The sequence below is a fragment of the Bartonella sp. B39 genome, from assembly GCF_053795145.1.
Genome location: NZ_CP200036.1, coordinates 1,120,637 through 1,147,503, shown reverse-complemented (window position 1 = coordinate 1,147,503; position 26,867 = coordinate 1,120,637). Strand labels below are relative to the sequence as shown.

Annotated in this window: 18 protein-coding genes, 2 tRNA genes and 2 pseudogenes; 18 read left to right on the top strand and 4 right to left on the bottom strand. The window is 38.5% G+C overall.

The genetic code is table 11. From position 1 onward, the window contains the following. The first annotated feature begins 65 nt into the window (after positions 1–65). The 8 genes from hflK to ilvC all read left to right on the top strand — a co-directional run bounded on the left by hflK (position 66) and on the right by ilvC (position 11,360). A complete protein-coding gene (hflK, locus tag V4P57_RS05445) occupies positions 66–1,211 on the top strand; it encodes an FtsH protease activity modulator HflK (protein ID WP_455465584.1) in 1,146 nt (381 codons plus the stop codon). A gap of 2 nt (positions 1,212–1,213) precedes the next feature. After that, positions 1,214–2,149, top strand: a complete 936-nt coding sequence (gene hflC / locus V4P57_RS05440) for a protease modulator HflC (RefSeq protein WP_455465583.1) — start codon at positions 1,214–1,216, stop codon at positions 2,147–2,149. A 151-nt stretch (positions 2,150–2,300) separates the two neighbouring features. Next, the gene (locus tag V4P57_RS05435; protein WP_455465582.1) at positions 2,301–3,821 is read left to right on the top strand and encodes a Do family serine endopeptidase; all 1,521 of its coding nucleotides are present in this window, start codon (positions 2,301–2,303) and stop codon (positions 3,819–3,821) included. Between the two features lie 604 nt (positions 3,822–4,425). Beyond that, a complete protein-coding gene (gene miaA / locus V4P57_RS05430; RefSeq protein WP_455465581.1) occupies positions 4,426–5,313 on the top strand; it encodes a tRNA (adenosine(37)-N6)-dimethylallyltransferase MiaA in 888 nt (295 codons plus the stop codon). Positions 5,314–5,541: 228 nt separating this feature from the next. Beyond that, on the top strand, positions 5,542–7,341 hold the full coding sequence (locus V4P57_RS05425; protein ID WP_455465580.1) for an acetolactate synthase 3 large subunit: 1,800 nt from the start codon (positions 5,542–5,544) through the stop codon (positions 7,339–7,341). 372 nt (positions 7,342–7,713) lie between these two features. Then, positions 7,714–8,835 carry an ATP-dependent DNA helicase gene (locus tag V4P57_RS05420; protein WP_455465579.1) on the top strand — a complete coding sequence of 374 codons (1,122 nt, stop codon included), beginning with the start codon at positions 7,714–7,716 and terminating at the stop codon, positions 8,833–8,835. A gap of 83 nt (positions 8,836–8,918) precedes the next feature. Further along, positions 8,919–9,653, top strand: coding sequence for a pyridoxine 5'-phosphate synthase (locus V4P57_RS05415; protein ID WP_455465578.1), 735 nt, complete (start codon positions 8,919–8,921; stop codon positions 9,651–9,653). 687 nt (positions 9,654–10,340) lie between these two features. Next, positions 10,341–11,360, top strand: a complete 1,020-nt coding sequence (gene ilvC, locus V4P57_RS05410; RefSeq protein ID WP_455465577.1) for a ketol-acid reductoisomerase — start codon at positions 10,341–10,343, stop codon at positions 11,358–11,360. 95 nt (positions 11,361–11,455) lie between these two features. Here the strand turns inward: ilvC and V4P57_RS05405 are convergent. The 3 genes and pseudogenes from V4P57_RS05405 to V4P57_RS05395 all read right to left on the bottom strand — a co-directional run. Further along, positions 11,456–12,841, bottom strand: a pseudogene (locus V4P57_RS05405) (amino acid permease). Between the two features lie 1,215 nt (positions 12,842–14,056). Continuing rightward, positions 14,057–15,457: an amino acid permease gene (locus V4P57_RS05400; RefSeq protein WP_455465576.1), complete on the bottom strand. Its 1,401-nt coding sequence runs from the start codon at positions 15,455–15,457 to the stop codon at positions 14,057–14,059. A 1,239-nt stretch (positions 15,458–16,696) separates the two neighbouring features. Continuing rightward, a pseudogene (locus V4P57_RS05395) lies at positions 16,697–16,847 on the bottom strand (helix-turn-helix domain-containing protein); the annotation flags it as partial. A gap of 38 nt (positions 16,848–16,885) precedes the next feature. On the opposite strand from V4P57_RS05395, the gene V4P57_RS05390 reads away from it, so the two are divergent. The 5 genes from V4P57_RS05390 to V4P57_RS05370 all read left to right on the top strand — a co-directional run bounded on the left by V4P57_RS05390 (position 16,886) and on the right by V4P57_RS05370 (position 19,940). Further along, positions 16,886–17,266: a hypothetical protein gene (locus tag V4P57_RS05390; protein ID WP_455465575.1), complete on the top strand. Its 381-nt coding sequence runs from the start codon at positions 16,886–16,888 to the stop codon at positions 17,264–17,266. A gap of 13 nt (positions 17,267–17,279) precedes the next feature. Further along, positions 17,280–17,741 carry a phage tail protein gene (locus V4P57_RS05385; RefSeq protein WP_455465574.1) on the top strand — a complete coding sequence of 154 codons (462 nt, stop codon included), beginning with the start codon at positions 17,280–17,282 and terminating at the stop codon, positions 17,739–17,741. Then, positions 17,738–17,992 carry a tail protein X gene (locus V4P57_RS05380; RefSeq protein WP_455465472.1) on the top strand — a complete coding sequence of 85 codons (255 nt, stop codon included), beginning with the start codon at positions 17,738–17,740 and terminating at the stop codon, positions 17,990–17,992. Before V4P57_RS05385 ends, V4P57_RS05380 begins: the two co-directional genes overlap by 4 nt. Continuing rightward, positions 17,992–18,981: a phage late control D family protein gene (locus tag V4P57_RS05375; RefSeq protein ID WP_455466976.1), complete on the top strand. Its 990-nt coding sequence runs from the start codon at positions 17,992–17,994 to the stop codon at positions 18,979–18,981. The genes V4P57_RS05380 and V4P57_RS05375 overlap by 1 nt, the downstream gene beginning before the upstream one ends. Before the next feature lie 140 nt (positions 18,982–19,121). Next, positions 19,122–19,940: a DNA adenine methylase gene (locus tag V4P57_RS05370; protein ID WP_455465471.1), complete on the top strand. Its 819-nt coding sequence runs from the start codon at positions 19,122–19,124 to the stop codon at positions 19,938–19,940. 428 nt (positions 19,941–20,368) lie between these two features. On the opposite strand, the gene V4P57_RS05365 is transcribed toward V4P57_RS05370, so the two are convergent. Next, a tRNA-Asn gene (locus V4P57_RS05365) sits at positions 20,369–20,443 on the bottom strand. A gap of 211 nt (positions 20,444–20,654) precedes the next feature. Between V4P57_RS05365 and V4P57_RS05360 the strand changes: the two genes are divergently transcribed. The 5 genes from V4P57_RS05360 (at position 20,655) to V4P57_RS05340 (ending at position 26,623) form a co-directional block, all read left to right on the top strand. Then, positions 20,655–20,728 (top strand) — tRNA-Cys (locus V4P57_RS05360). Positions 20,729–20,940: 212 nt separating this feature from the next. Next, the gene (locus tag V4P57_RS05355; RefSeq protein ID WP_455466975.1) at positions 20,941–21,615 is read left to right on the top strand and encodes a protein-L-isoaspartate O-methyltransferase family protein; all 675 of its coding nucleotides are present in this window, start codon (positions 20,941–20,943) and stop codon (positions 21,613–21,615) included. Between the two features lie 62 nt (positions 21,616–21,677). After that, positions 21,678–22,961 (top strand): TolC family outer membrane protein, encoded by a 1,284-nt coding sequence (locus tag V4P57_RS05350; RefSeq protein WP_455465573.1) that lies wholly within the window; start codon positions 21,678–21,680, stop codon positions 22,959–22,961. 251 nt (positions 22,962–23,212) lie between these two features. After that, the gene (locus V4P57_RS05345; protein ID WP_455465572.1) at positions 23,213–23,779 is read left to right on the top strand and encodes a DUF2497 domain-containing protein; all 567 of its coding nucleotides are present in this window, start codon (positions 23,213–23,215) and stop codon (positions 23,777–23,779) included. A 120-nt stretch (positions 23,780–23,899) separates the two neighbouring features. After that, entirely contained in the window at positions 23,900–26,623 is a 2,724-nt protein-coding gene (locus tag V4P57_RS05340) for a valine--tRNA ligase (RefSeq protein ID WP_455465571.1), read from the top strand. Positions 26,624–26,867 lie beyond the last annotated feature (244 nt).

Below are 26,867 nucleotides of genomic sequence, written 5' to 3'. Positions count from 1 at the left end.
GGCACTCTATAAGATCAAACGAATAGTTGGTATTTGAGTGGTGGTAGTCAGTTAAAGAGGTGAGGATGCCCTGGACAAATCAAAATGGTGGTGGCCCGTGGAGTGGCGATAAAAGCAAACTTGGTGGTGACAAAAAGAAACCAGCTAAGAATCTCTTTGGTTCTGGTGGCAATAACGATGGTGATAATAGTCCCAATCTTGATGATATTTTGCGTAAAGGGCAGAATCAGTTTAAACAATTTAGTAGGAGCGGGCTTTCTGTTTTATTACCTCTGCTTGCTGCGTTTTTTTGGCTATACCAATCAATTTATATTGTTCAGCAAAATGAACAAGCGGTGGAGTTGCGTTTTGGCGTTCCTAAAGAAGGAATCATCGGCGATGGTTTACATTTTCATTTTTGGCCAATTGAGGCCTATATGAAAGTCCCTTTAACGGAAAAAACAATCGCAATTGGTGGGAATCCTGGTCAGGCACAACAAAGTGATGGTTTAATGCTTTCGAGTGATCAAAATATCGTTAATGTTAATTTTTCCGTTTACTATCGGATTTCAGATCCTAGTCAGTTTTTATTTAATGTGAATGGTCAAGAAGGGACAGTTCGTCAGGTTGCCGAGAGTGCAATGCGTGAGGTCATTGGTTCTCGGCCAGTTGATGATGTTTTGCGTGATAAGAAAGAAGAAGTTGCTAATGATGTAAGAAAGATTATCCAGTTGACTGTAGATAAATATCAACTTGGTATTGAAATAAGTCGTGTGTCTATCAGTGAGGCTGCTCCTCCTACAAAGGTTGCTGCTGCGTTTAATTCTGTTCAGCAAGCAGAGCAGGAACGTGGGCGAATGATTGAAGAGGGGAATCGTGTGCGTTTTACGAAGATTGGTTTAGCAAATGGTGAAGCTTCACGCACACGGGAAATCGCAAAGGGTGAGAAGGCGCAAATGGTTGAAGAGGCAACAGGGCGTGCGGAGCGTTTTCAGGCTATAGCTCGTGAGGCTGCAATTTCACCAGAGGCTGCTCGCTACCGTCTCTATATGGAAACAATGGGGCATATTCTTTCTTCACCAAATAAATTGGTTCTTGATCAGGCAAATTCTCCAGCAGTGCCCTATTTACCTCTAAACGAATTGTTGCGTAGCAATTCATCAGAAAAAGTGAAGGCAACATCAGTACGTCCTGCATCGCTCTTGGATTCTCGCATTTCTGGAGGACATTAATTATGCAGCAGTCTCGTTTTTTATTTGTTTTGAGTGCTATAGTGCTTGTTTTGATGATTTTGTGGATGTCCGTTTTTATCGTCTATCCTCGTCAACAAGTAGCAATTAAGCGTTTTGGACAAATTGTTCAGGTAGAATCTAATCCAGGGATCTATTTGAAGGTGCCCTTTATAGATAAGATGATCATTGTTGATAATAGGTTGTTGCGTTATGATGTTCCTACACAATCTGTACAGGTTCGTGGTGGTGCGTATTATGAAGTGGATGCGTTCTTTATTTACCGTATTACAGATCCTAAGTTGTTTTTACAGCGCATTGCTTCTGGGCGTCCGCAAATTGCTGCCCGTGAGAATCTTGCACCGCGTTTTATTGATGCTTTGCGTGCTGTTTATGGTAAGCGAGAATTTAAAGCAGCTTTATCGGATGAACGAGGAGCGATGATGGCTGAGGTACAGAAGCAGTTTTCTGTAGATGCTGGTTCTTTGGGTATTACCATTGTTGATGTGCGTATTCGCAAAACTGATTTGACCGATGCTGTTTCAGAAGATGTCTATCGGCAAATGGCGGCTGAACGTGAAGCTGCTGCGGAAAATATTCGTGCTCGTGGTCAGCAAGAACGGGATCGTATTGTGGCGGAAGCTAATCGTGAATATGAAGAAATTGTAGCAGCTGCAAAGCGTGATGCTGAAATTACTCGGGGTGAAGGTCAGGCTGAAAGTATTCGCCTTTTATTGAATGCGCGGAAGGCTAATCCGTCTTTTTACGATTTTTGGTTGGCTATGGAGCAATACAAGAATTTAGAGCGTACTCCAATGGTGATTTCGCCAAATGAGGATTTCTTTTTCTATTTTCGTAATCCGCCACAAGCAGATAAAGAATTCTTACCGACAATGAATACTGGTCTTAATAATACGGATAAAAAATCCGCGGGAGAGTAGATAGGTAAATGGATTGCAGTCTGAGCTTTTTATGAGATAATTCGTGATCGCTTCCTTTTATGATGAAGGTGGTATGGCATTTTAAGAGCCATAATAATTTCGCAGGAATGAATTTAGTAATGCTCTTTACAGTATTTATCGAAGGTAGGTTATGGGTAAAAATATTAGGGATAAAAATATGTCTCTGAAATGCTTTGCTATAGGAGCTACCATCAGTGTAGTTTTGTTTTTTTCAGGGGCAATGGGTTGTTGGTCTCGAGAGGTAGTGTCCGAAACTACGCCACTTTCCGTTCCTGATTTGGCTGCTGAACTCTTGGAGACGGTTGTGAATATTTCCATAGCACAGACCGTTGATGGAACCGAACAGGACGAGAACATTCCTATACCCGTTATACCAAAAGATTCATTGTTGCAAGAATATTTTAGTGATTTTTTTACACCCAAAGATGGTCAAAAAGATAGTCAGTTTCAAAAGGTCCGTTCTTTGGGATCTGGTTTTGTGATTGATGCGCAAAGAGGGCTTGTTGTTACAAATTACCATGTTATCGTTGATGCTGATGATATTGAAGTTAATTTTACTGATGGTACAAAACTAAAAGCAAAATTGCTTGGAAAGGATAGCAAGACTGATTTGGCACTACTTCAAGTGGATGCTGGGAGTAAAAAATTAAAAGCTGTACGTTTTGGTGACTCAGAAAAGGCACGTATTGGCGATTGGGTTATGGCTATCGGTAACCCTTATGGTTTTGGTAGTAGTGTAACAGTTGGTATTATTTCTGCACGTAATCGTGATCTTAATGCTGGTCCTTATGATAATTTTATTCAGACAGATGCCGCGATTAACCGGGGCAATTCTGGCGGTCCGTTATTTGATAGAAATGGTGAGGTGATTGGCATTAATACAGCAATTATTTCTCCTTCTGGTGGGTCTATCGGTATTGGTTTTGCTATACCATCAGATATGGCTCTTTCTGTGATTAATCAGTTGCGTGATTTTGGAGAAATAAGACGCGGTTGGTTAGCTATTCGCATTCAACCGGTAACAGAAGATGTTGCAAAAGGTTTAAAACTAAAAAAAGCTGTGGGGGCACTGGTTGCTGGTAAAATGGAACAGGCGCATGTGGATAATAGTCAGTTGCAAATTGGAGATGTTATTCTTTTCTTTGGGAATGCAAAAATTAAGCATGCACGTGATTTGCCGCGTTTAGTAGCAGAAAGTCCGGAGGGAAAAGTAGTGAATGTTACTGTTTTTCGGAATGGACAAGAAAAAATAGTAAAAGTTAAGCTTGGACGTTTGATTGAGACAGATGCAAATGAAAATACAGTAGAAGAAGCCGATGATGAAAAAGGCGGTGCTCTATCAAAAAGCGTGACAATGCAATTTATGGGAATGACATTATCAGAGCTTACAACTGATTTGCGGCATCTCTATTCAATTACAGATAAACTTCGGGGGTTGGTGGTGACATCTGTTGCAAAAAACAGTGCTGCAGATAAAAAGCGTGTTCGCATTGGTGAAGTGATTGTTGATATCAATCAAAGTTCCATCACAACCATTGATGAGGCTAAAAAACGTATTCATAAATTACGTGAAGCTGGGCGCAAAAATGCTCTCTTCATCGTTGCTCGGTCAAATGGAGAGTTGCGACTCGTGACAATTCCAATGGATTGATATTCTTGAATGCGTGTTGAGTTATTTATGTTTTTGTTATCACTATTCAAAGTGTGCAAGAGGTAATGGTTTGCTCTCATATTATAATAGGAAGATCAACATAAGAACTCGTAAGCTGTAGGCATTACTATATTTTGCTTCGTAGTCGATGGAAAAGAAACAGTTGCAAGAAAAATAGGAGTTTAAGGAAAGTAACTTCCGGTCACTTATTGTGAATCGGAATGCTATCCATTTTAATGTAAAAAATAAAGCTGTTTGATTATATGCAATAAGCTAAGTATTATTTTTCTATGTGATTGCAAAAATTATGTTTGTTTATAATGATCTACCTGAAAGGGTTTTGGTGGTTATGTCTTGTTATTGAATAATAATAGCAGGAATAAATGCTTTTAAAGCTTTTTAACATTGTTATTGTGTTCATTTTTTATTTTCCCAAGGAATTAAAACTATCACAAGCACTTTTTCTGTATTAAGCGTAGAGATCCTGCTTGCATTTTTTTGAAGAGTCCATTCTATGGCAACGTAGATAAAATACAGGTTCTTTGGGGTTTGTCATGTATGTTGTAATACGTCGGTGTTTGATAGACATAAGGGGCATTCATTCATGATGCAGAGAGCGATTACATTGATAGCGGGGCCTACTGCAAGTGGTAAGTCAGCGCTTGCTTTACAAATGGCTCAAGAAAAAAATGCTCTCATCGTTAATACTGATTCAATGCAGGTTTATGACGTTTTAAATATTTTAACAGCACGGCCTACGGAGGCTGATATTGCGATCGTTCCACACTATCTCTATGGCTATGTGATTCCTACTCTTCATTATTCAGTGGGACAGTGGTTATGTGATGTTGAAGAGCTTTTAACTACATTCACGTCAAAATCACTTATTTTTGTTGGCGGAACAGGACTTTATTTTCGTGCTCTTTTAGAAGGACTTTCAGAAATACCTCATATTCCAGATGCTGTACGGCAGAAATGGCGACTTCGGCTTGATAAAGAGGGTGCTGAAAGCCTTTACCGCCAATTGTTGCAGGTTGATGCTGTTCTTGCTGAGAAAATTTCTTTGCAAGATGGTCAACGTATTGTTCGTGCTTTAGAAGTTTATGAGGCAACTGGTAAGAAGCTCAGTTGGTGGCAGAAGAAAAAAACGCCTCCTCTGATTTCGTCAGATTGTGCAGAAAAGATTCTTCTTCTTCCACCACGTCAACAGCTTTATGAACGCATTCATAAGCGGTTGGATACTATGATTGAAAGAGGAGCTTTAAAAGAGGTGTTTGCTATGAAAAAGCTTATGCTTTCTCCTCTGCTGCCAGCGATGAAAGCTATTGGTCTGCGTGAGTTGATGGATCATTTAGATGGATATAAAAGTTTTGAGGATGCTCTTGAAACAGCAAAAATACAAACGAGGAGGTATGCAAAAAGGCAAATAACGTGGTTTCGTCATCAATTTGATGAGGAATGGACGCTCATTTCTTCAGATGAAAAGCTGTAGAAAATTTTAAAAGAAAGAGAGCATTGGGAATGGAAAATTTTTAAAAAGATAATTTTTTATTGACGAATGGCATTGATGGAATTAATACTGCTCCTAACAAGGAATATCTTTCTTGCAGTATGTCATGCATTTGAATGGGGGGATAATTATACGATATATGTTTTTTGCGTGTAATAGGCTCCTTTGGGGGCCGTTTTTTATTGTGCTATAAATGGACGAGTGGGGAAAATGATAAATCATCCAAGAATAAAAGAGAGTGCGGACGGAAAAATAATGTCTGGGGCTGAAATGGTGGTGCAAGCTCTTATTGACCAAGGGGTTAAGCATCTCTTTGGTTATCCTGGTGGGGCTGTTCTTCCTATTTTTGATGTTATTTATCAACAAGACTCACTTCAGCATATTTTGGTACGTCATGAACAAGCAGCAGGGCATGCTGCTGAAGGTTATGCACGAAGCACAGGGAGGGTGGGAGTTATGCTTGTGACTTCTGGTCCGGGTGCAACTAACGCTGTAACACCTCTGCAAGATGCGTTCATGGATTCTATTCCTCTTGTTTGTTTTTCTGGTCAGGTGCCGACAACAGTGATTGGAACAAGTGGCTTTCAAGAAGCTGATACGGTTGGTATTACAAAACCTTGTACAAAATATAATTGTTTGGTTAAAGATGTAAATGATCTTGCGGTGATCATCCATGAGGCTTTCTTTATTGCCCAATCAGGACGTCCTGGACCAGTTTTAGTTGATATTCCAAAAGATGTTCAATTTTCTTCAGGGATTTATAGAGCACCTCAAACGCCGACATTTATGCGTTCTTATTCAAAGCCAAAAGGAAATGCACAGGCTATTGAAGAGGCTGTTTCTCTCTTAGTAGAAGCAAAGCGTCCTGTTATTTATTCTGGTGGTGGTGTTATTTCATCAGGTCCTGAAGCTGTAAAGCTTTTGCGTGATTTCGTTCAACTGGGTAATTTTCCGATTACGTCAACACTCATGGGGCTTGGTGCTTATCCTGCTTCTGGCAAAAATTGGCTTGGAATGCTTGGGATGCATGGAACTTATGAAGCTAATATGGCTATGCATGATTGTGATGTTATGTTGGCTGTTGGTGCGCGCTTTGATGATCGTATCACTGGGCGACTGGATGCATTTGCACCTCATGCGCGTATTATCCATATTGATATTGACCCTTCTTCCATCAATAAGATTGTAAAAGTAGAAGTGCCACTCATTGGTGATGTGGCTTGTGTTTTAGGAGATATGACGCAACTCTTAAAGATACAGCAATCAGCGTTCAACGGCGAAGTCCGTGAGGCGTGGTGGATGCAAATTAACCGCTGGAGAGCTCGTAATTCATTGGCATATGCGGAGAAAAAAGATGTCATTATGCCGCAATATGCTCTTGAACGACTTTATGCTCTTACTAAAGATGTACGTACTTATGTAACAACGGATGTTGGACAGCATCAGATGTGGGCAGCACAATATTATCGTTTTGATGAACCAAATCATTGGATGACTTCTGGTGGTCTTGGAACTATGGGTTATGGTTTACCTGCTGCTGTTGGTGTTCAAATCGCATATCCTGATGCACTTGTTTTATGTATTTCTGGTGATGCTTCAATTCAGATGAATATTCAAGAGCTTGCAACGGTAATTCAGTATGATACTCCAGTGAAAATTTTTATTTTAAATAATCAGTATATGGGTATGGTTCGACAGTGGCAGCAATTGTTGCATGGCAATCGTCTTTCCCATTCTTATACGGATTCGATGCCTGACTTTGTGAAATTGGCAGAGGCTTATGGAGCCGTTGGTATCCGTTGTTCAAAACCCGATGAACTTGATGATAAAATTCAGCAAATGATTGATTGTGATAAGCCAGTTCTCTTCGATTGCCGTGTTGATAATTTAGAAAATTGTTTTCCAATGATCCCATCTGGGTGTGCTCACAATGATATGCTGTTGCCTGATGAGGCTAATGATGAAGTAGTTGCAAATGCTATTCCTGCTGGAGGACAGTGTTTTGTATAAGGCGTTTGCAATTGCGACAACATGAATTTAAACTTTACCTTTAGTTCCTCTCTTCACTTTGAAAATGATTTAGTAGAGATCATATGCAATTTTTTTTGAGATTACTTCATATTCTTGATTTGGCTGTTCGTATTGTTGTTTTTTTAGAATAGAGCATTTTGTTCAACGAAAATAAGATTTGATTAAAATGTCTGATATGAGTTTTGTATAAATGCAAGATTTAGGTTGTGAAAATATTTTATTCGACGGTCATTGTACGATGGTTGATGATTTGCTTTGAGAGTGGTAGCCCACCTATCAAAAAATCTTTAACAATGAGGACTTTTCGCAATATTGCTTGCTCTTTTTACGCGAATCTTATTTTGATAAACTATGCAATTTTCACCGGAACAGGATAATGCATTGAAGGCTGTTGCTGCGTGGTTGAAAGAGGGGTATTCTCCACTTTTTCGCCTCTTTGGCTATGCGGGGACGGGCAAGACAACGCTTGCACGTTATTTTGCGGAAACAGTTGATGGTTCTGTCCAATTTGTGGCGTTTACAGGCAAAGCGGCTCAGGTTTTACGCTCTAAAGGTGCAAGCAATGCTTGTACTATTCATTCGCTGATTTATTGTCCGCGTGGGGAAGAAGAAGTTTCCGATGAAGTTACCGGAAAGAAGTCTATTGCACCGACATTTGCATTAAATCGGAGGAGTGCAGCTGCACAAGCTAAACTCATTATTGTGGATGAGTGTTCGATGGTAGATGAACAATTAGCGCATGATTTAATGAGTTTTCGGACGCCAATTCTTGTTCTTGGTGATCCAGGTCAGTTGCCTCCCATTTCAGGAGGTGGTTTTTTTTCTAATGGTGCGCCAGATTTTCTTCTCTCAGAAATTCACCGACAAGCGCAGGATAATCCGATTGTTCGTTTAGCTATGAATGTGCGTGAAGGACGCGATATTGCTTATGGTGATTATGGGGCAGCGCGCGTTATTACACGTAAAGAGGTCGATAAACAATTGGTTTTAGAGGCTGATCAGCTTTTGGTAGGGATTAATCGAACGCGCTATCTTTATAATAAACGTTTGCGTGAGTTGAAGGGGTTTACAGCAGATTATCCACAAGCAGGAGACAAGCTTGTGTGTTTGCGCAATGACCCTGCTAAAGGCTTGTTAAATGGTTCTTTATGGAAAGTTCTCACTTCACAGAAGGAAACTGTTAAACCGGGTGTTAATCTTCTCGTTAAGCCTGAAGAGAGTGAACGTGGAGTGGTGAAGATCAAGCTTTTAAAAGCAGCATTTGAAAATTCTGGTAATGAGATTTCATGGCAATTAAAAAAAAGATATGATGATTTTGATTATGGGTATGCATTAACTGTTCATAAAGCGCAAGGATCCCAATGGGACAATGTGGTTTTATTTGACGAAAGTTTTGCATTTCGTGATATGTATGCGCGCTGGCTTTATACCGGAATTACACGCGCAGCAGAGCGTTTAATTATTGTTCGATAGAGGAAAATATTTTTATTGTTTGGGATTATGCTGGGGAATGTATTTTTCTGTCTTTAGAAATGTATATGCAAATAGGGATGTGTATGGCAGTAAAACTTTCGGTTAATCTCAATGCTGTTGCTGTTTTGCGCAATCGTCGTAATCTTCCATGGCCAAATATTAAGAATATTGGGCATATCGCACTTACAGCTGGTGCGGCTGGTTTGACAGTTCATCCGCGTCCAGATGAGCGGCATATTCGTTTTGCTGATTTGCCGGATATACGCTGTTTAATTAACAGCTCTTTTCCTACGGCTGAATTTAATGTTGAAGGTTATCCAAGCGATACATTTTTGGATTTAGCAGAAAAATATGCTGATCAGATTACCCTTGTTCCTGATGATCCAGCTCAGTTAACCTCTGATCATGGTTGGGATTTTGTTCGTGATGCAGAGTTTTTGGCGCCCATTATTCAGCGTTTGAAAAAAAGAAAAATTCGTGTGTCGTTATTTGCTAATCCTCTTGTAGATGGTCTTGACATTGCTAAAGCAATTGGCGCTGATCGTGTGGAATTTTATACTGGGCCTTATGGGGGTGCGTTTAAAGATAAGGCAAAACAGGAACAAGAGTTGAATAAACTTATTTTAGTGGCAAAAAAAGCCAAAGAGCTACAATTAGGTATCAATGCAGGTCATGACTTGACGATTGCTAATCTTCCCGCTCTTGTCAATCGTATTCCTTGGCTTGATGAAGTTTCTATTGGCCATGGGCTTATTGCTGATGCATTAGAATATGGAATGCATGAGACTGTTCAACGTTTTGTCCGGTTGTTGTCTTAACTTTTGTTCTTTATTCAATTTTGCATATGATGAAATAAATAACACCGCTCTGTTGGCGATATATTGATTTATGGCTCACTATATATTTTTTAGCGCATAAATTTTTTATCTTCATACTCTCGATTATGAAGATGTTTTTAGTTGAAATCTTCCCAGGTGCTCTTTAAAGGAGAGATAAAACAAGATTTTGCAGATATTATTTTTACCAAAAAATTGTGTAGAGCTTTGTATGAGTGATGTCTTTTATGGTTAGAAATGTAAAGTTAAATTTTTATGCTAGAGTGTATAGAAATACTATACTCATTTTATAATTTTCTTGCTATCCACTTTAATTTAGTTCATGCTGAGAGGCCGTATGGTGTATCTTAATTTCAAAAATACAAGGGCTTATCATGCGAGGAAGAGTAGAATTTTAGAGTGTGTATTTTTCTTCGGCAATGTTGTTGTGTATAATGCTTCGTTTTTATAGAGTAGCGGTTGAGTTCTATTTTTGATCTGTATATTTTTTGGGGAGGTTTGGATCATGTTTTTTGTGTAGAAGATTTAAACTGTAGAGATTATTTATATGTCGTGTTTTTGTGAATAATGATGTGGTTATTCATAGTGTGCGAGGTGCGGAGGGGTAGCTTTTTTTCTTCAATAAAAAATTTAAATTCAGTTTAAATGTGAATATAAGGAAGTATTTTCATGCGTGTTTATTATGATCGTGATGCGAACGTTAATTTGATTAAAGAGAAAAAAGTAGCCATTATTGGTTATGGTTCACAAGGGCGTGCCCATGCTTTAAATCTAAAAGATTCTGGAGTTCAAAAGATTCAAATTGCTTTGCGTTCAGGGTCGGAAGCAGCTAAAAAGGCTACTGTGGATGGTTTTGAGGTTGTTAGTGTTGCTGAAGCAGCAAAATGGGCAGATCTCATTATGATGGCAACACCAGACGAATTGCAAGCTGATATTTATAAAGAGCATATTCATGATCATTTACGCGACGGAGCAGTGATTGCTTTTGCGCATGGTTTGAATATTCATTTTGGCTTAATTGAACCTAAAAAAACAGTTGATATTGTGATGATTGCTCCGAAAGGTCCGGGTCATACAGTACGCAATGAATACCAATGTGGTCGTGGTGTTCCTTGCTTAATTGCGATTGCACAAGATGCTTCAGGGCATGCTCATGATGTAGCATTGTCTTATGCGTGTGGTCTTGGTGGTGGACGTGCTGGGGTAATTGAAACAACATTTAGAGAAGAGTGCGAAACTGATCTTTTTGGTGAACAAGCTGTTCTCTGTGGTGGTCTTGTTGAGCTTATTCGCGCAGGTTATGAAACACTAACGGAAGCAGGTTATGCGCCAGAAATGGCTTATTTTGAATGTTTACATGAGGTTAAATTGATTGTTGATCTCATCTACGAAGGTGGCATTGCAAATATGAATTATTCGATTTCCAATACAGCTGAATGGGGCGAATATATGTCTGGTCCACGCGTGATTACTGATGAAACAAAAGCAGAAATGAAGCGTATTTTGAAGGATATTCAGACGGGTAAATTTACGTCAAATTGGATTCAAGAGTATAAAGCCGGTGCAGCTCATTTTAAAGGTATGCGGCGTTTAAATGATCATCATCCTATCGAAGAAGTTGGCAAAAAACTCCGCTCCATGATGCCTTGGATAAAATCTAACGCTTTAGTTGATAAAGAGCGTAATTAAAGTCGTAGAAATTTCTATGTAAAAAGCTTTTATGGTTTGTCTACAAAAAGGGTAAACAAGGTTACCCTTTTTGATATGCTTTTTATACATAGGCTTTATTCCTCAGTTTTTTGCGTTTGCAAACTCTTTTTTCCAAAAATAAAGTATGCAACTCCTAAAAAGATAAACTACACTGGAGTATATTTTAGAGCTATTGCAGTATCTTCTTTTAATGACAACAAATAAATAATGAATGTAAAGAAGATTAGAAGGGTCCAACACATAAAAATATCTCCAGACGTTTTATAAGGAGATACGGCATGTTGAAGAGGACGGCTGCAATGATAGACAATATAGCTGATCAAAATTATAGACTATACAAATATAAACAAAATTGCTGCGATTGTGGTTACAATTGTAAAAGAACCTATAACTGTTGGTGATAGAGATAAGACTGTATAGCCTAATAAGATGCATAAACAGGAGAAGAGTAATGTGTTGACTGGAACGCGATTGCTAGAAAGTTTTCCTAAAAACTTAGGTTCTCCCTTTTTCGTTGCGAGACCGTATATCATGCGGTTGGTAGAAAAAATACCACTATTGGCTGAAGATGCGGCAGCTATTAGAACAACAAAGTTCATCAAACCAGCGGTGGTTTTTGAATACCAATAAGTACATACATCGTTACAAATGGGCTTTTTTCTGGAATGATTTGATTCCAAGGAGTGACGGACATAATCATAATGAGAGAGAAAATATAAAAGAAAATAATGCGGATCGGTATCGAATTGACAGCTTTGGGCAAAGCTTCTTGTGGTTCTTTGACTTCATCTGCAGCTGTTCTAGCGAGTTCGATGCCAACAAAAGCAAAAATAATAATTTGAAATCCGGTAAAAATTCTGTAATGCTTCGAGGAAAGATATTTCCACCGTTCCATGTATTACCAAGGGAAGCAACGGTGCCGTTCGGGGAAATAAAGCCAGTAAAGATCATGTAAAATCCTACAATAATTAATACTAAGATTGCTAGAATTTTGATAAAATAAAACCAAAATTCGAGTGTACCAAATAGTTTTACGGCTACGAGGTTAAATATTAAAAAGGACAGAAGACCTATGAGAACAGGAATCCACGAATTGAGTCCAGGCCATCAAAAGTGCGTATAACTGATGATAGCAATAATTCCAGCAGTTCCAGTTACAATCCAGCATAACCAATACGTCCAGCCGATAAAAAATCCAACACTTTGGCCAAGAAGATCGGTTGAAAAATCAATGAAAGATCGGCACTGTGTATTAGAAAGCAGTAATTCTCCCATAGCACGCATTACAAAGTATATAGCGCAACAAACAATAGCGCGAACTAACAAGATTGAAGGACCAGTGACGCTAATTGTTTTTCCTGATCTCATAAAATGCCTGTTCCAATAGCTCCACCAAGGGCTATAAGTTGGATATGGTGATTATCGAGTTCACGTTGCAATTTTTTCTTAGATTTTTTTATAACTTATTTTAAGGAGTTTCCCTTTAATTATTTAAGATAAAAATTACCTTGAAAAAAGTAATCCGCCTTATCTGATCATGATATGGCTGAATGGTAAAAGAAAGAGAGTTTTTTATGACTCCGTGTGGACAAAGAAAAGGAATATAAAATTAATGGGTGTGGGCTATTTTACTAAAAAATAACGTAACAGAAATTTAAGTGCAGAGTTTTTAAGTATAGCTGTGATGGCTATGAGAAGACATACTATGATTAATCAGACAATCACTCTTGAACTTCTAAATCTTTGTGAGAAACCGCTGATAGTATCGATAAGTGGATGAAAAAAGTTTGAGGTGAAATAATGCATTTACATTATACTTATCCTCTATAATTAAGTATAATAACTGTTTTAGATGTTATGATGGGTGGGGAGAGTTTTGATTTTTTCAGATAGAGTTAGGATTGTCATCTTCTTAAAAAAATTCACGGTAAGCAATTTTGAAATGATTTCTCTATGAACTATTACAATTACGGTAGAGGATAGAGATAAAGGGAAAATTTTTGCCATTAATTTTCAGAAAGGTATTTTTGATTTCAATATACCGATGTCGTTGAATGAAAGGTTTATTCACGGTTATTTATTTTTATTTAGTGGCATAAAAGGGAGAGATTTCTTTTCTTTTTTACAAAGGAAATGAAAAATACAGTAGGATTTTTTATTCTGAAATTGTAAACAAGAATTCTGTTCAGCTACTTGCATATTGGATAAAAACTTATGAGAATTTCATGTTGATTATACAGAAGCTTTTTTAAGATATGGTAGAGGAATGAAGTGTATTTGCGAATTTTTTTACTTTTGTAGAGATTGGTAAAAAAGAGAAAAGGCTTTGAGAGGTCTTTGAAAAATTTTTGATATTTTTTTATGTTTTTAAAATTTCGGAAAGTTGTTTTTGAAAAAACAAAAAATAAAACTTACTCTACAATGAAAAAAGATTCCTATTGCTTTTTTATTGTAACTGGCTGTAAATTTGTATTTTTTAGATTACTAAATGTGTTTTTTAGCTTCAAGAGGAAGTTTGGAAAAATTCCGTTTTATGCTGCTTTGTATAAATGCTAGTGCTTTTGTTAATCAAGAACTTTATTGAATCCCATAGAGGATTCTATTTAAAAAGCTAATGCGTTATATATAAAAAGGGTAATTTTTACCCTTTTTTACATGCTTTTTATGTACAGGTTTTATTCACTATCTTTAGTCGTTTTTTTTCTGAGAAAGATAAAATACGTTATGCCTAAGAAAGCGAACCATACCAGACCATATTTAAGAGCTATAAAAGTATCAGATTCCAATGTCAACAAATAGAGCATAAAAGCAAAAAAAGCTAAAATAGCCCAGCACGCGATAACACCTCCTGGCATTTTATAGATAGATTCAGCATGTAGTTGGGGGTGATTGCGACGATACACAATATAGCTAATTAGAATTACAGACCATACAAATAAAAATGCAATAGCTGAAATACTGGTCACAATTGTAAAGGCACTTATAATACTTGGGGATAGCGATGTCATTGTGTACCCTAATAAAATGCACAAGCAAGAAAAGAACAGGGCGTTGGCTGGGACATGGTATTTGGAAAGTTTTCCAAAAACACGAGGTGCTCCTTTTTGCGTTGCAAGCCCATATATCATGCGACTGGTAGAAAAAATACCACTATTTGCGGAAGAGGCAGCAGATGTTAGAACAACAAAATTCACTAAACCAGCAGCTATCGGAATGCCAGCAAGCCAAAACATCTCAACAAAGGGACTTCTATCTGGAATCACTTGATCCCAAGGTGTGACGGACATAATCACAATGAGAGAAAAGATATAAAAAAATACAATACGAACCGGTATTGCATTAATTGCTTTTGGTAGAACTGTTTTAGGGTCTTTAACTTCGGCTGCAGTTGTTCCGGCAATTTCTATACCAACAAAAGAAAAAATGGCAATTTGAAATCCCGCAAAAAAACCTGTAATTCCCAGAGGAAATATATTTCCATCGTTCCATACGTGACTGAGAGAGGCAACAGTACCATTGGGAGAGGTAAAACCAGTAACGATCATATAAAACCCTACAATAATTAATACTAAAATCGCTATAATTTTGATAAGGCCAAACCAAAATTCAAGTTCACCGAACATTTTTACGGCAAAAAGATTAAAGATTAAAAAGAAAATAATGCAAGAAAAAACAACAATCCATGGATTGAGTTCAGGCCACCAAAAGTGCATATAAGTGATGATGGCAATAATATCTGCTGCTCCAGTTACAACCCAACTTAGCCAATAGCTCCAGCCAACAAAAAAAGCAATTCCTGGTCCTAGCATATCGGTTGAAAAATCAATGAGAGACCGGTATTGTGAATTAGAAAGCAAGAGTTCTCCCATAGCACGCATTACAAAGTATAAGGCACAACCGATAATAGCGTAAACGAGTATAATAGAGGGACCTGCTACGCTAATTGTTTTGCCTGACCCCATGAAAAGGCCTGTCCCAATAGCACCACCGAGAGCTATAAGTTGTACGTGACGGTTGTCTAATCCCCGTTGCAATTTCTTTCGAGGATCATCTTCTAAATTTTGTTTATAGTTCATTTTTTGGAGGTTCCCTTTAATTATTTAAGATTCAAATTACATTGAAAAAAGCAACTTGTGTATCGAAGCATGATATGAGTGAGTCGTAAAGGAGAAAAACATTTTTTATGATTTCATGTGGAAAAAGGGAAAGCATAAGAAATTGATAAGGATAGATGACTTTACTCTAAAATAGTGTAATAGGTATTTTAATGCAGAGTTTTAAATTTTAGCTGAGGTGATTGATAAATGGTTGATACAAAGACTTAGTAATTATTATGTCAGTTATTTTTAAGCTATTTCAAAAAGTTGTAAGAAATTGCTCATATATTATGGAAAATCATACTTGTATAATAAGACTGTAGTTTTCATAGATTTTATAATGAAAAAATATTTTTTTTCATTCAGTTATATCGTGTAATTATAATATCACTTAAGAATTTTTTATGACAAGCAACATAAAACAATTTTTACAATCATTTTTATTTTGTACCATAAATGAAAAATCGCTACCTTCTTTTGTACCAGGTAAGTGATAAGAATTCCATTCAGATATTTATACTACTTGGTAAAGTCTTACGAGAAACTCGGATTAGCCATATAGAATATCTTTAGAAGATGATAAAGAAATGCAATGTATTAGTAGTGTCTTTTCGAAGAGATTATAAAGAGATTTATTTTCATATGGTTTAAATCAAGAAAGAAAGATTCTTTTAAGAAGTAAAGACATATGTTTATTGTAAGAGTTTCATAGTAAGTTCTTTTTGCTCATTTAATTACAAAGTTGTAGATATATTTGTTAGAGTTTTTGATAATTTTTCTCAAAGAGCTTTAGAAAAAATTGAAAAGTTAATAGAAAAGAGAAAAATAACAAAATATTTTTTGTAGAGGTAAATGCAAAATTCTCTTCTCTTGCTTTATTATGTGCGTAGCTTGATGCTAGGTTTTGCACTAAGTAGGAAAAGGTAGGATTAGTTAAGAATACGTGGTAATTTGTTGTTTTTATATACAATTTTTACCATTAATGCATGTTTTGTCAAAATGGATTTTGGCACCTAAAATTGTAAAAAAGAGCTAAAAAGAGCAAAAATCGGAATTTGGTGCTAAAAATGAGAGAAGTCTGTGAAAGCTCAGAAAACCGCTTTTGAAAACTCTTTGAGAAAAATAAATCAAAAAATAAAACTAACTCCAAAATCAGCCAAAAAAGCAAAAAAGATTTTCATATCGATTGTTGATTTTAAAGAGGTATAAAGCCGTATCTTATGTAGCTTCTATTTGACGCTTTAAATGCAATTTTAAGAAGAGGGTAAATTGCCTTTACTTCTTCTATATCATTGATGTTTTGAGTAAGTTCTTGCAACTTTTTATAAAGCTATACCACTAATTCCGCTATATCTTCAGAGGAAGTTTTTTTCTCAAGAAAAGCTCTCTGAGGATGCCAAAGCCGGTATGGAACAGGCGGGGGAGGACTTGGCCAATTGGATTGTCGATGGTTTTATGGCCTCCATCACGGGGTTGAGCGATTTTTTTACATCCTTGCCCCGCCGCATCAAGACATGGATTGGGTCGATTGATTTATCGGACCTTTTCCATTTGCCAAGTTGGCTTGGGGGCAAAACAGCCATTCAACCGATTGTGCAATTTGCGGGAAGCCATCACAAACAGGCTCCTGACACAGGGATAAGGGACAAAGACCGCTCCACCATCACCCATAATCAAAATGTCACGGTACATGTCAATGGTGCCCGTGATCCTATTGCCACTGGTCGTGCGGTAAGTCACGCCATTCAACGTGCACGTGCCAATGCCCTGCATGGGGGAACAGAATGAGGGGAGGGAGCCTATGAGAGATCCTTTGATGATGTTAGGACCACATCAATTTTATGTGGACTGGTTGAATTTCCAATCCTTTGAAGAAGAGTTTTCTGCCTCCTGGATCTCTATGGAGCGTTTTGGCAAGGCATCTGGTTTGCAATTTACCGGCTATGGTAATGATCCCAAAACCATCCATGGGGTTTTGTTTCCAGAAGAGTTTGGCGACCGTGAAGCGATAGATGCCATTACCCAAACGATTCGAGCAGCCAAACCCGTTGCGATGATCCGTTGGATCAATGATACCACCTATAGCGCCATTATGCATGGCTGCGTGGTGCTCACCAGTATTAGTAAAGACCATGATTATATCAGCCGCTCTGGCCAATCTCAGCGTCTCCGCTATTCCATTAGTCTCTTGCCCTTTTTTGATGGGGGAAAACCTCAAGGACAGTATCAGATGGGGCAATATCAGATGGGACAATGCCAATGAAGATAGCAGAAAAGCACATTGTTGTAGAGCTAGAGGATATGAGCTTAGACCTCATCTGCTTTCACCATGCCATGGCTGTGTTAGGGGATCGCTCTCGCGTGGGAGCTTTAAAAGGTTATTTAGAAGCCACATTGGAGGCCAATCCAGAGATTGCCAAATATGGTGTGCTTTTGCCACGTGGATTGCGTGTGATACTTCCTGAATTTGTGTTGTCTAATCCCCAAAGCATGGTGAAGCGGCTATGGGATTAATGCGTACATACCCTTTTATTGTGGTTAAGGTGGGAGACAGACCTGTTCATGAAGTTTTTTACCAGCGTCTTTTAACGGCAACCATCACTGATAATGCCGGTAATGAAGCCGATACATTTGAAGCAGAATTTGACGATAGCGGTCATGATTTAAGTGTTCCGGCCAGCAACAGCACTCTACAGGTGATCTTTGGCTATGAGAACATCATCAGTGCGTTTATGGGGCGTTTTGTTGTTGAATCGGTTGTAAGTTCAGGCGGCAGTGAAGGAGAGATTTTACGCCTTTGTGGCAAAAGCGCCTCGATGCGTAAGGAACTCAAAGAACAAGCTAGTGAACATTTTGATCACAGAACCATTGGTGAGATTGTTGAGACACTCGCCAAGCGCCATGGCTATCAAGCAAAGATCAGTCCCCAGTTGACCAAACAAGCTTTGCCTTATGTGATTCGTACAGATCAATCTGCGGTTGATTTTTTAACCCGCCTTGCTGACCGCATGCAGGCACGTTTTTTGATCAAGGACAATAAGTTTTTATTTTTAAGCGGAGACAATTTACCAGCACTCGAACTTCATAAGCACGACTGTTCCAGTTGGGAATTCACGTTGGAGCCACGCACGCAATACGGTGTGGTGGAAGCTTCTTATTTTGATCGCTCAAAAGGGCAGCAATACCAAGTCAAACATCAGACAGGGGTTAGCGGACCTGTGCGTCGTCTGCGGACTTGTTATACCTGCAAGGAAGAGGCGTTAGCGGTAGCGGCATCAGAATCAGACCGACTTTGCCGTGCTGTGGGGAGTGGTTCTTTGACCCTTGAGGGTTATCCAGAAATCATGGCCAATCAACCTCTTTTGCTACAGGGGTTCCGCGGTGAAATCAATGGTTCATGGAAAGTTGCAACCGTCACCCATCGCTATGAGAAATCAAGCGGATATACCACAGAAATTACACTGGAAGCACCAAACAAGAGGGAGGAGAGACACAATAAATAGAGGCTGGGCTGGTTACCCAGCCAACGGGGATAGTTTAGCGACACACCCGTCCGATGCCAAAACACATAACATCGCAGCCACTTCTTATCACTTGAAGCAATGAGAAGGCGGCTATCATGTATGGAAGAAGTTAAAAAAGTATGGATACACTTTATGCTGAAACATTAAAATCTGTTGATCCTATCACACCAGCTAGTGCTTATATTGGTGGTAAAATCAAGTTGTCTAAAACCCTTATCAGAATCATTGAAAGCATTCCTCATAAAACCTATGCAGAACCTTTTGTTGGCATGGGAGGAATATTCTTTAGACGAAAATTGAAACCTTTATATGAAGTGATCAATGATCGTTCAGGTGATGTGGTGAATTTTTTTCGGGTGTTGCAACGCCATTATCAGCCATTTACGGATTTGTTAAAGTTCCAGATTAGCAGCCGTGAAGTATTTCAACACTTCTCTTTACAAGATCCCAAAACCCTTACGGATTTAGAGAGGGCTGTACGATTTTTCTATCTGCAGCGTTTGAGTTTTGGTGGTCAGGTAACCAATCGTAGGTTTAGAGTTGATCCTCACTGCACTGCACAGTTTAATCCTTTGAAACTTGAAGCCTTGTTAAAGCTTATTTACCGTCGTTTATCCACGGTCACCATTGAACATTTAAATTGGTCTGACTTTATTCTTCGCTATGATCGTCCACAGGTGTTTTTTTATCTTGATCCACCTTATTTTGGCGTTGAGCCCTATTATGGAAAGGATTTGTTTAAGCGGGAGGATTACCAGACCATGTCTGCGCTCCTTGCGCAATTAAAGGGGAAGTTTCTTCTTTCACTCAATGATGTGCCAGAGATCCGAAAAACCTTTAGTCAATTTCAGATAAAAGAGGTCACAACATCTTACACATGTGGTTTAAATCGTGCGACTCCTGCCAAAGAACTGATCATCTCAAATTGTGATTTTTAACAGAAAAAAAAGACTCATTTAAAGGGTCTTTAAATAACCTTTGTAAGGCCTTTGAAGACCCTTTGAGAACCCTTTGAAAAAATGAAAATCCTTTGAAAAGGAGGTAGTTTTTACAAAATACGATACAAATTATACAAAATTTTATGGTGCTCATGCACTCATGATCTTACAAACTGTAGGTATCAAATCATGTGATTGTGGCAAAAAAACTGATCATCTCAAATCGTGATTTTTAACAGAAAAAAAAGACTCATTCAAAGAGTCTTTAAATGATCTTTGAAGACCCTTTTAGAACCCCTTAAAAAACCCTGTGAAAAAAAATAAATTGGTGCAAAACTAGGTGGCAAATAGTGCAAAACCTGCTGGCAAGCTACATGGTATCAAAATATACAAAATCTGTTGGCAAGCTACAATAACAATAAAAAATATGGCTCCCCGGGCCGGATTCGAACCAGCGACCAACCGGTTAACAGCCGGTTGCTCTACCGCTGAGCTACCGGGGAACAGTGCCCAATTATTCAACTGCAAGGGCTATAGCAAATATTCAACTGCAAGGGCTATAGCAAAGCAATACTGATTTGCAAAGGGTAAAATTATTTTTTTTAAAAAAAATGTTATAAATTGCAGAAGAAGAGAAAAAAAGAATAGAGAAAATTTCTACACCTTGACGGATGCATTGCCTTCCCTTATTGACACTGATGTATTTGTTGATGAGGCCTCGTGGCGGAATGGTTACGCAGAGGACTGCAAATCCTTGTATCCCGGTTCGATTCCGGGCGAGGCCTCCAGCTGGTGTAAAATAAGATGACCTTTAAGGATGATGTGCGCAAGTGAACGGCTTTCCTTCATGGTAAAGTGCTTTTGCATGAAAAGTAAGCGGTTGGAATCGAGTTGTTGACGGTAGCGTACTTTTTTGTAACACCCAAAGTATAAGGATTTTAGGTTCTCATTATTGCCGTTTTGTTGTATTCTTGTTATATGTAGGAGAAAAATGGTTGTTATGGTTGCAGATTTTGCAGAGCTTCGCCGCAAAATGGTTGACAATCAGATTCGTACAGTAGATGTAACGGATTTATCAGTTCTTGAAGCATTTTTAATGGTACCACGTGAGGATTTTGTACCAGAAGATATGAAAGCTTTAAGTTATCTTGATACCGATCTTGTCACATATCCACAGCAAAACGGGGTGCCTGCGTGCTATTCGATGGCACCTGCCTCGTTAGCAAAATTGCTCCAGCTTGCGGCTGTAAAATCATCGGATATTGTTTTAGATATTGGTGCAAATAGCGGTTATTGTGCAGCATTGCTTTCAAAACTTGCAGGATCTGTTGTTGCGTTAGAAAGTAATAAAACTCTTTCAGAACGTGCTTCTGAGATTTTAGAACGTAATCAGTATGACAATGTAGTCGTGATTCATGGACCTTTGGAGCAAGGGTATACTGTTGGAGGGCCTTATGATCTGATTTTTATTGAAGGTTCTGTTGATTTTATTCCAGAAGGCATCTTTGATCAAATGAAAGATGGGGGGCGTCTTGTTGTGGTTGAAGGACACGGTAATTCCGGTGTTGCGCGAATCTATGTAAAAGAAGATGGGGTTATTGCGGCGCGTCGTGCTTTTAATCTCGCTGTGAAACGTCTTCCTGGTTTTTTAAAGACACCTGATTTTATATTTTAGTGCTCGTTAAAAGATAGTTTTATGATTGATTGGGGATTTTTGCTGTGTGTAGTGTGTTCAAAATGAACAAGAAATTTCAGGCGTGCTTGTTGCTAGTTTTAAGTAGTTTTATATCAAGGTCGGTTTGTGCAGAAACATTGATGGATGCTTTTGCTAAAGCTTATATGTACAATTCTAAGTTGAATAGTGAACGTGCTGTTGTGCGTATATCAAGAGATGATGTGGTCATTGCACGGTCTGGCCTATTGCCACAAATTGAAGGATTTGGAAGCTATGGACGGAGTAAGTCCATAGTGGGGCCTTATACTACTTCTGGATCTATAGGGATAAAATTAAATCAAAGATTATTTGACGGTTTTATCACGCAAAATATTTTTTCTTCAGCTCAGGTTAAATTGCAGGCACAGCGTGAATATCTTCGTAATGCTGAGCAAAATACGTTTCTCGAAACTGTAACAGCGTATGCTAATGTATATCAAGCACGTCGCATTGCTGATCTTCGTAGAGAAAATTTGGCTGCTCTTGAAGAGCAAGTTCGTTCGAATAAAGCAAAATTTGATGTGGGAGAGGGAGGGCATGTTGATCTTTCCCAAGCACAGGCTGCTCGTTCCGTGGCCGTTTCAGAACTTAATCTTGCACGTGCTAATGTAAAATCAGCAGAGGCAATTTATCGACAGGTCATTGGATCTGATCCTGAAAAATTAAAATGTCCACCAGTAGCAAAAGAGTTGCCGGTAAGTCTTGATGATGCCTACAAAATTAGTGTTATTATGCATCCAGCAATTCTTTACGCAAAACATTTGGTTGATGCTAGCCTTTACAATGTAAAGGCGAAAGAAGGGGCGTTGCTTCCTAAAGTTGATTTTTCTGCAACAGCATCTTACAATCAGATTTACAGCAATGCTGGGGAGGATGGAGTTTCTAAATCAATAGGATTGTCAGTTAGTGTTCCAATCTTTGAAGGTGGGCGTACGTCTGCTCAGATTCGCCAATCCAAGGAACAATTTTGGCAGGCTCGTCTTCAGCTTGATTTAGCTCATAGTAGTACAAGACAAGCACTTACCTCTGCATGGTTTCAGTTAGAGGGTGCACGTGCATCTGTAGTTGCTTATCGTGAGAGTGTTCGTGCTGCTGAAATTGCTCTTAAAGGTCGTGTCCAAGAAAATCGTGTGGGGCAGGCGACAACATTGGATGTTTTAAATTCTCGGACTCAGTTGATTAATGCTCAAATTGCACTTGCGATGGCAGAACATAATGCTATTGTCGCAAGCTATAGTGTTCAATCTTCCATTGGTAAATTGACTGCAAACTATCTAGGTTTAAAAACGAATGAGTCTACCCGATAATGCATAAAAGTGACTTTTGAATCTACGAATGATTTTTATCTGTAAAAGGTTAAGTGTGTCGATGGTTGAGCGTATTGAAACATTATGATGGTTAGATGCAGTTATTATGAATGAAGAAAGTTGTGTGTAGTGCCTTACTCGTGACAACCATGTTTGAAAATATAAGAGGAGATGTGTTGATCTTATGATTCTTTTGCTTACACTAAGAATATGATTCTGTTTGTTGTTGCGTTTTTGAGAGGTTTTTAAGTATGGTACAGAGTTCAAGCGTGTTACGTGAACCAAGTATGGATGAAATTTTGACGTCTATTCGTGAAATAATCGAAGAAAATGCGGTTCAGCCCGATCACTTTCTAAATGAAGGTGTTGCAATGAGTGACTCTGCAGATCATTTAGAAGTAGTATCAGAAGGTGGCTATGATACAACTTTATCGGTTGATGATGCAATGAAGGCTTTAGCTGATCGTATTGGCCTTTCTTCTGAGAACAAAGATTGTTCGTTAACACAAGAGAAGGAAGATATAGATACGGAAAATAATACGATTGGTGTTGATATGCAAAGGGTAAAACTTTCTTCTGAAGAACAGCACTCTGTTCATGAAACAAAAGAGTATAGTGATGAGGACTCTGTATCGCAGTCAGAAAATATGGCTGCTAGTCGTGTGGAATTATCTGAATATTGTACTTCTTCTGCGGAGAAGATCGCAAAGGATGTATTACGTCCGGCTATAGCAGAATGGTTGCAGCGTAAATTACCTGTTTTGCTGGAGAATATTTTACGTGAAGAGATTATTAAAGCAATTAAGAAATCTTCTTAACAATTTGTTTTTTTTATTATTTTTTTGCTTTCTATTTATTTTGAAGGGTTTTGTTTGTAGGGAGTATGATCAGATTTTAGATCATGGACTGTGTTTTTGGCGGCGTTATGGGTGGGTTGAATGTTAGAAAAAAACTATGATGCTGCTTCTATAGAGCAACGGGTTGCAAAAAAATGGGAAGCGCGTGGTGCTTTTAAAGCAGGGATGGGTTCAAAAAATGGCGCGGAGCCTTTTTGCGTTATGCTTCCGCCTCCTAATGTTACAGGCTCCCTTCATATGGGGCATGCGCTCAATACGACAATTCAAGACATTATGGTCAGATTCCAGCGGATGCGGGGCAGGAATGTGTTGTGGCAGCCGGGTATGGATCATGCAGGGATTGCTACGCAAATGGTTGTTGAACGTCAACTTGCAGAGCGTCAAGAGCCAACGCGTCAAGAAATGGGGAGAGAAAAATTTATTGAGCGTATTTGGGAATGGCGTCACAAGACTGGTGGAGTCATTGCGAACCAGCTACGTCGACTTGGTGTTTCATGTGATTGGTCGCGTGAGCGGTTTACAATGGATGAAGGTTTGTCACGGGCTGTTTGTGAAGTCTTTGTCACGCTTTATAAGCAAGGGTTGATATATAAGGATAAGCGTCTGGTTAATTGGGATCCTAAATTGTTAACGGCTATCTCGGATCTTGAAGTTGAACAAAAAGAAGTCAAAGGTTATTTGTGGCATTTTAGATATCCACTTGAAGATAAAGTTTTTGATCCGAGTGATGCTACAACCTTTATAACAGTAGCGACAACACGTCCAGAGACCATGCTTGGTGATACGGGGATTGCGGTTAATCCTGAAGATGATCGTTATAAAAATCTTATAGGTAAAAATGCTATTTTGCCGCTTGTTGGTCGTAGGTTATTAATTGTTGGCGATGCTTATGCAGATCCCAGTGAGGGAAGTGGTGCTGTAAAAATCACACCAGCACATGACTTTAATGATTTTGAAGTAGGGCAACGCAACAATCTACGTTTGATCAATATTTTTACGGAAAAGGCAGAGATTTTTCTCCGTGAAAATGAAGCATTTTTTGACGGTTTGATCTTATCGGATGAATTAAAATTATTAGTGGAAAATTTAGATCAATCTGATCGTTTCCTTGCACGAAGTCGGATTATTTCTTTGATGGAACAGAGAGGATATTTAGCAGCTGTTGATGATCATCTACATACTGTTCCTCATGGAGATCGTAGTGGAGTCCCTATAGAACCATTCTTAACAGATCAATGGTATGTTCGTGCTGCAGAATTAGCTAATCCAGCGATAGAAGCTGTTCGTCAAGGGAAAACACGATTTGTCCCCGATAGTTGGAAAAAAACCTATTTTAATTGGATGAAAGATATTCAACCTTGGTGTATTTCGCGCCAATTATGGTGGGGGCATCAGATACCGGCTTGGTATGGTCCTGATGGGACGGTTTTTGTTGAAAAAAATGAAAAAGAAGCTTTGGATTCGGCTTTCTCTCATTACGGTGAAGTGGTTGAGTTAATCCGGGATGAAGATGTTTTAGATACGTGGTTTTCATCTGCTCTTTGGCCTTTTTCAACACTAGGTTGGCCAAACAAAACAGTGGAATTAGCTACCTTTTATCCAACATCTTTATCGGTAACAGGATTTGATATTATCTTTTTCTGGGTTGCGCGTATGATGATGATGGGACTTCACTTTATGGGTGAGGTTCCTTTCCCAACGGTTTATGTGCACGCTTTGGTCCGAGATCAAAAGGGGGCAAAGATGTCAAAGTCGAAGGGAAATATTATTGATCCATTGGAGCTTATTGATCAATATAGTGCAGATGCGCTCCGTTTTACTTTGGCTATTATGGCGGCACAAGGTCGTGATGTAAAACTCGATCCTTCCCGTATTGCAGGTTACCGTAATTTTGCTACGAAGTTATGGAATGCTACCCGATTTGCAAAGATGAACGGTGTTAAACATGATCCGACTTTTAAGCCAGAAAAAGCAAAACTTGCACTTAATCGTTGGATTTTAACAGAGTTATCCAAAACTGCTTCAGCAGTGACTTCTGGTATTGAAAATTACAAGTTTAATGAGTCTGCTAGTGTCCTTTACCGCTTCATTTGGAATACATTCTGTGATTGGTATTTAGAGCTTCTCAAACCCATATTTCAAGGTTCAAATGAAGAGGATAAAAATGAAGCTCAAGCCTGTACTGCTTGGGTTTTGGATGAAGTTTATAAGCTTCTTCATCCTTTTATGCCTCATATGACGGAGGAGCTGTGGTCTCTTACAGAAACGCCAGGTGTGAAGCGTGAGGATATGCTGGCATTGATACAATGGCCAGAGGGAATATTTGCAGATGAAGAGGCCGCTTCTGATATTAATTGGCTTATCGATGTTGTTAGTGGAATTCGGTCTGTGCGTTTTGAAATGAATATTCCGGCGGCTATGCTAGCGCCTCTTGTCATTGTAGAAGGAGGGGAAATAACGCGAGAGCGTGTACAGCGTTATGGTACTCTTCTTGAAAAGTTAGCGCGTATTGAAACAATTCATTTCTCTGAGAAGGTTCCAGCTGTATCAGCGCAAATAATTTTGGGAGAGGCAATTTTTTGTTTGCCATTGGGACAGTTGATTGATTTGGAAGCTGAACGTGCTCGTTTGATGAAGGATATCAGCAAAATTGAACAGGATATTGAAAAAATATCGTTTAAATTAAACAACCCTAAATTTATAGCAAATGCAAAACCAGAAATTGTTGAGAGTGAACGCAAAAGGATTGTAGAATTGCATGCTGCGCAGAGGAAAATATCTGTTGCTTTAGAACGTTTGATGTAATTAAATCTTTTATTTTATTCTTCTCATGAAGATTATGAGTGAAGAATCGAAAAATTTCTACCTTTGCGTTTATAAAATAATAAGTTAGAATTGTTATTTATATTTACTTATCTTTAAATTTGCTTATCATTTTGGCATTTGAGTATTTTATTAATATTTCATTCATTTTAAAATCATTTTTCAGCACATCCGTTTTTTTATTGAGTAGTTTTTATTCTTTCATAGTAAAAATATTGAAACAACC